At 69.9% G+C, this 5,110-nt stretch carries 5 protein-coding genes; all 5 read left to right on the forward strand.

Translation table 11 applies throughout. From position 1 onward, the window contains the following. Positions 1-264 precede the first annotated feature (264 nt). The 5 genes from AB0J91_RS32795 to AB0J91_RS32815 all read left to right on the forward strand — a co-directional run bounded on the left by AB0J91_RS32795 (position 265) and on the right by AB0J91_RS32815 (position 4,959). A complete protein-coding gene (locus tag AB0J91_RS32795; protein ID WP_363876871.1) occupies positions 265-921 on the forward strand; it encodes a GntR family transcriptional regulator in 657 nt (218 codons plus the stop codon). A gap of 115 nt (positions 922-1,036) precedes the next feature. Further along, positions 1,037-2,377, forward strand: coding sequence for an MFS transporter (locus tag AB0J91_RS32800; protein ID WP_363876874.1), 1,341 nt, complete (start codon positions 1,037-1,039; stop codon positions 2,375-2,377). A gap of 10 nt (positions 2,378-2,387) precedes the next feature. Then, positions 2,388-3,197, forward strand: coding sequence for a transketolase (locus AB0J91_RS32805; RefSeq protein WP_363876881.1), 810 nt, complete (start codon positions 2,388-2,390; stop codon positions 3,195-3,197). Continuing rightward, positions 3,194-4,183 carry a transketolase C-terminal domain-containing protein gene (locus AB0J91_RS32810; protein WP_363876878.1) on the forward strand — a complete coding sequence of 330 codons (990 nt, stop codon included), beginning with the start codon at positions 3,194-3,196 and terminating at the stop codon, positions 4,181-4,183. Before AB0J91_RS32805 ends, AB0J91_RS32810 begins: the two co-directional genes overlap by 4 nt. A gap of 17 nt (positions 4,184-4,200) precedes the next feature. Next, positions 4,201-4,959: an SDR family NAD(P)-dependent oxidoreductase gene (locus tag AB0J91_RS32815; RefSeq protein WP_363792057.1), complete on the forward strand. Its 759-nt coding sequence runs from the start codon at positions 4,201-4,203 to the stop codon at positions 4,957-4,959. Positions 4,960-5,110: the final 151 nt, after the last annotated feature.

Below are 5,110 nucleotides of genomic sequence, written 5' to 3' on the forward strand. Positions count from 1 at the left end.
CCCTCAGTTCCCACTCGAATTTCGCGCGAAATTCGAATCCGCCCACGCACCCGGGCGTGTCCGCACAGGTCAGAGGGTTATGTCGGGCTCGCTGGTCGAATTTCGCGCGAAGTTGGAGCGCTGCGTTTCGCGCTCGAATTTCGCGCGAAATTCGAGGGGTCTCCCCTCCCGGGTGAGCCGCGGGGTGAGGGGTTGCGGGGTGGAAGTGAGGGTCGCACGAGGAGGCTCATGAGTTGACTGTCGACATCGGGCTATCATTTCGGCGTGGCGGAAGAGTCTTTGCGCAGTTTGGACCGCTTGACCTTGCGGGAGCGCGCGCTGGTGGCGCTGCGCGAGGCGATCCTGACCGGGCGGTACGGGCCAGGTGATCACCTCGGCGAGGTCGAGATCGCTTCGCAGCTGTCGATCAGCCGCGGCACGGTGCGCGAGGCGCTGCGTCATCTCCAGCAGGAAGGCCTGGTCACGCCTGGTGTGCGCGGCATGCTGCGGGTGCGCAGCCTGTCGGCGAACGAGATCGACGAGCTGTTCCGGGTCCGCTGCGCGCTGGAGGGCCAGGCGGTCGCCGAGATCGTCGAGTCCGACCGGCTGGCGCAGGTGGTCGGCGAGCTGCACTCGGCGTTGGACAAGCTGGAGGCGGCCACCGGCGACCTCAGCGAGCAGCTGGAAGCCGACCTCGCCTTCCACGCCCAGCTGTGCGAGCTGTCGGGCAACTCGATCCTGCTCGACACCTGGCGGCACCTGGAGGGTCCGATCCGGGTGGTCGTGATGAGCGCGTCCACCGAGAACCGGCGCTTCCCCATGTCCGCTGACCACCACCGGCCGATAGTCGAGGCCGTCGAACGCGGCGACGCCGACACCGCCGTGCGCGTGCTCCGCGAGCACATGCAGGCCGCGGTCAAGCTGCTCAACAGCAAGAGCTGAGCCCGGTCGCGGGGCGGAAAATCCGTCCTTGACACCCCGCCGACCGGACTTATGATGACTGTCAACATTGACTGTTGACACTCAACACTCAGCCACCCGGTCAAGGAGGATCGCGATGGCAAGCTCCCCATCCCGGGCGTCGGTGAACGGCAGCCCGGAGAAGTTCAGAGTCGCCGTCGGCTGCGGAGTCGGCGCGACCATCGAGACCTACGACTTCATCGGCTTCGGAACCGCCGCCGCCCTCTACTTCGGCGACGCGTTCTTCCCCGGATCCGACCCGCTGTCGGCTTCGCTGCTGTCCTTCGCAACCCTCGGCGTCGGTTTCGCCGCACGCCCGCTGGGCGGCATCATCGCAGGTCACCTGGGTGACCGCATCGGACGCAAGCCGGTGCTGGTGGCCTCGTTGCTGCTGATGGGCGTCGCCACCGTGCTCATCGGCTGCCTGCCCACCTACCAGCAGGCCGGCATCTGGGCGCCGGTGCTGCTGGTGGCCGTCCGCATCGTGCAGGGCCTCGCCTTCGGCGCGGAGTGGGGCGGTGCCATCCTGATGACCTTCGAACACGCGCCCTGGCGCAAACGAGGTCTCTACACCGGCATCACCCAGGCCGGGTTCCCCGTCGGCCTGCTGCTGGCGAACCTGGCGTTCCTGCTCAGCGCCGGACTCGAGGGCACACTGACGTGGCGAGTCCCGTTCCTGCTCTCGGCGGTGCTCATCGTGGTGGGCATCCTGATCCGCCTGAAGATCGACGAGTCGCCGGAGTTCGAGGAGCTCAAGGAATCCGGCGAGGTCGCGCGCAACCCGATCCTGGAGGTGCTGCGCGACGACTGGCGCAACGTGCTGCGCACGTTCTGCCTGCGCGTGGTCGAGACGGCGGGCTACGCGGTCTCGGTGACGTTCATGCTGTCCTACTTGGAGCTCGACACCTCGCCCACCTCGGGGTCCTTGAGCCTGCTGGCGCTGACCACGGCCGCGGGGATCGGCATCCTGGCCACCACGCTGTGGGGGCACTTCTCGGACGTCTTCGGCAGGCGCCCGATCTACCTGCTGGGCTGCGTGGCCGCCGTGGCGTGGGGCGTGCCGATGTTCTTGATGGCCAACACCGGCTCCGCGGTGCTGATCGTGCTCGCCTTCGTGATCAGCTACGCGATCTGCCAGAACTCGCTGGCCGGGGTCCAGGGCGCCTGGTTCTCGGAGCTGTTCGAGACCAAGACCCGCACCGCCGGGGCGTCGCTGGCCTACCAGATCTCCGCGGTCGTCTCGGGTTTCACCCCGATGATCGCCACCGCCCTGTACGCGCAGGCCGGCTGGCTCGGACCGGCGCTGCTGTTCAGCGGCTACGGCGTGCTGGGCCTGGTCGCGGCGGTGCTCACCCGGGAGACGTGGGGCCCGGCTCAGAAGGCGGAGGTCGCGGCCCTCGAGCGCGCCGCCAACGGCAAGGAGGAAGCAGTTGTCTGATCGAACGCGCATGATCGCGGAGTCGGCGCGCCGCATCCGCGAGAACGCCCTGGACATGGGCGAACTCCAAGGACAGGGCTACATCGCCCAGGCGCTCGGGGTCGCCGACGTGCTGGCGGTGATGTACTCCGACCAGCTGCGGTTCCGGCCCGAAGACCCGGAGTGGGAGGACCGCGACCGGTTCCTGCTGTCCATCGGCCACTACGCGATCGCGCTGTACGCGGCGCTGGCCGAGGCCGGGGTGATCGACGCCGACGAGCTGCAGACCTACGCCGCCGACGACTCGCGGCTGCCGATGTCGGCCATGGCCAGCTACACCCCCGGTGTGGAGATCTCCGGCGGTTCGCTCGGACACGGCCTCGGCGTGGCCGTGGGCATGGCACTCGGGTTGCGGCACAGGGGAAATCCGGCCCGCGTCTACAACCTGCTCTCCGACGGCGAGCTCGACGAGGGTTCCACGTGGGAAGCGGCGCTGGCCGCCTCGCACCACGGGCTGGACAGCCTCATCGCGATCGTCGACGTCAACGCGCTGCAGGCCGACGGCCCGACGGTCGACGTGCTGCGCACCGAGCCGATCCAGGCCAAGTGGGAGTCCTTCGGCTGGAACGCCGTCCGCGTCGACGGCAACGACGTCGACGCCCTGGTGGCAGCGCTGGACGGGCTGCGCGAGCACCGGGGTTCGCCATCGGTGCTGATCTGCGACACCCGGGTCGGCCGAGGTGTCCCGTTCCTGGAGACCCGGGAGAAGGCGCACTTCATGCGGGTCGAACCGCACGAGTGGCAACTGGCACGCGACCACCTGCAGGAGGCCGGGGCATGACGACCGCGACCAAGAAGGCCACCACGTCGGCGATGATCGCCTCGTTCGCCGACGAGGGCCAGAAGACCACCAAAGCCCCGTTCGGGCACGCGCTGGCCCGGCTCGCCGAGCAGCGCCAGGACGTCGTGGGCCTCTCGGCGGACCTCGCCAAGTACACCGACATGCACGTCTTCCGCGACGCCCACCCGGAGCGGTTCTTCCAGATGGGCATGGCCGAGCAGTCGCTGCTTGCCGCGGCCGCGGGGATGGCAGAGGTCGGCCTGACGCCGTTCGCCTCGACCTACTCGGTGTTCGCGACCAGGCGCGCCTACGACTTCCTGTGCCTGGACATCGCCGAGCCGAGGCTCAACGTCAACGTCATCGGCGGACTTCCGGGGCTGACCACCGGTTACGGGCCGAGTCACCAGGCCACCGAGGACGTCGCGATCCTGCGCGGCATCCCAGGACTGACCATCGTCGACCCGTGCGATTCGGTGGACATCGAGCAGGCGGTCCCGCAGCTGGCCGACTCGCCCGGCCCCACCTACCTGCGGTTGCTGCGCGGTGCGGTGCCGACGGTGCTCGACGAGTACGACTACCGCTTCCAGTTGGGCAAGGCCGCCGAGCTGCGCACCGGCCGGGACGTGCTGATGATCTCCAGCGGGCTGATGACGATGCGCGCCCTGTCGGCGGCCGCCGAGCTCGCCGACGATCACGTCGACGTAGCCGTGCTGCACGTGCCGACCATCAAACCCCTTGACCGGCAAGCGATCCTGTCCGCCGTCGGGCGGGACCGGTTGGTGGTGACGCTGGAGAACCACACGGTCGTCGGGGGTCTGGCCGAGTCCGTCGCGTCCTGCCTGGCCTTCGCCGGGGTGGGTGAGCGCATCGTGCCGATCGGCCTGCCCGACGAGTTCCTGGCCGCGGGCGCGCTGCCCACGCTGCACGACCGCTACGGGCTTTCGGTGCCGCAGATCAAGAAGCGCGTGCTCGCCGAGCTCGGCTGACCCACCTAGGAGATCGCATGAACAGCAACCGCACAGCCATCGTGACCGGAGCCGGTTCGCGTCGCGGCATCGGGCAGGGAATCGCGCACGCGCTGGCCGGGCAGGGCTGGAACATCGCCGTGCTCGACGTCGACGAGGCCAGCGCGAAGGACGTCGCCAACGCCGTCGCCGAGGCGCACGGCGTGGCCGCGGTCAGCGCTGGTTGCGACGTGACCGACAAGGCGGCGGTGGACGCCGCCGTGTCGGTCGTGGAATCGGAGTTGCCGGAGATCGGCGCGCTGGTCAACAACGCCGGAATCACCTCCCCCGTCCCGTTCCTGGAGGTCTCCGACGAGGAGTGGGATCGCGTCTTCGAGGTCAACGTCCGGGGCAGCTACCTGATGACCAAGCGGGTCGTCGGTGGCATGGCCGAGCGGGGTTTCGGGCGCGTCGTGAACCTCTCGTCGGTGTCGGCGGAGCGCGGCGGCGGGGTGTTCGGCGGTGTCGCCTACTCGGCGGCCAAGGCCGGGCTGCTCGGGTTCTCCCGCGCGCTGGCCCGCGAACTGGGCCCGTCGGGGGTCACGGTGAACTCGGTGGCCCCGGGCCTGATCGACACCGACATCACGGCGGGCAAGCTCGACCCGGAGCGCAAGGCCGCGATGATCGCCGACATCCCGACCCGCCGCGCCGGCCGCGTGGACGACGTCGCCGATGTCGTCGCGTTCCTGTGCCGACCGGAATCGGGCTACCTCACCGGTGTCACCTACGACATCAACGGCGGCTCGCACATCCACTGACCGGACGGTGGGGTGCGCGCGGGGGGGCGGGGCCCCCCCCGGGCCGCGCGGGGCCGGGGCGTGCGATGGAGAGCCGCGCGGGGGGGGGGCCCAGGGTGGGGGGGCGAGCGAACCCCCCCCCCGCGAGGGCGGGGTGGGCGGGGGGCGCGGG

It is taken from the genome of Saccharopolyspora sp. NPDC049357 (assembly GCF_040677225.1).
Lineage (GTDB): Bacteria > Actinomycetota > Actinomycetes > Mycobacteriales > Pseudonocardiaceae > Saccharopolyspora.

Coding starts and splice junctions, on each gene's coding strand:
- AB0J91_RS32815 (WP_363792057.1), top strand. CDS start 4,201: ATGAACAGCAACCGCACAGCCATCGTGACCGGAGCCGGTTCGCGTCGC.
- AB0J91_RS32800 (WP_363876874.1), top strand. CDS start 1,037: ATGGCAAGCTCCCCATCCCGGGCGTCGGTGAACGGCAGCCCGGAGAAG.
- AB0J91_RS32810 (WP_363876878.1), top strand. CDS start 3,194: ATGACGACCGCGACCAAGAAGGCCACCACGTCGGCGATGATCGCCTCG.
- AB0J91_RS32805 (WP_363876881.1), top strand. CDS start 2,388: ATGATCGCGGAGTCGGCGCGCCGCATCCGCGAGAACGCCCTGGACATG.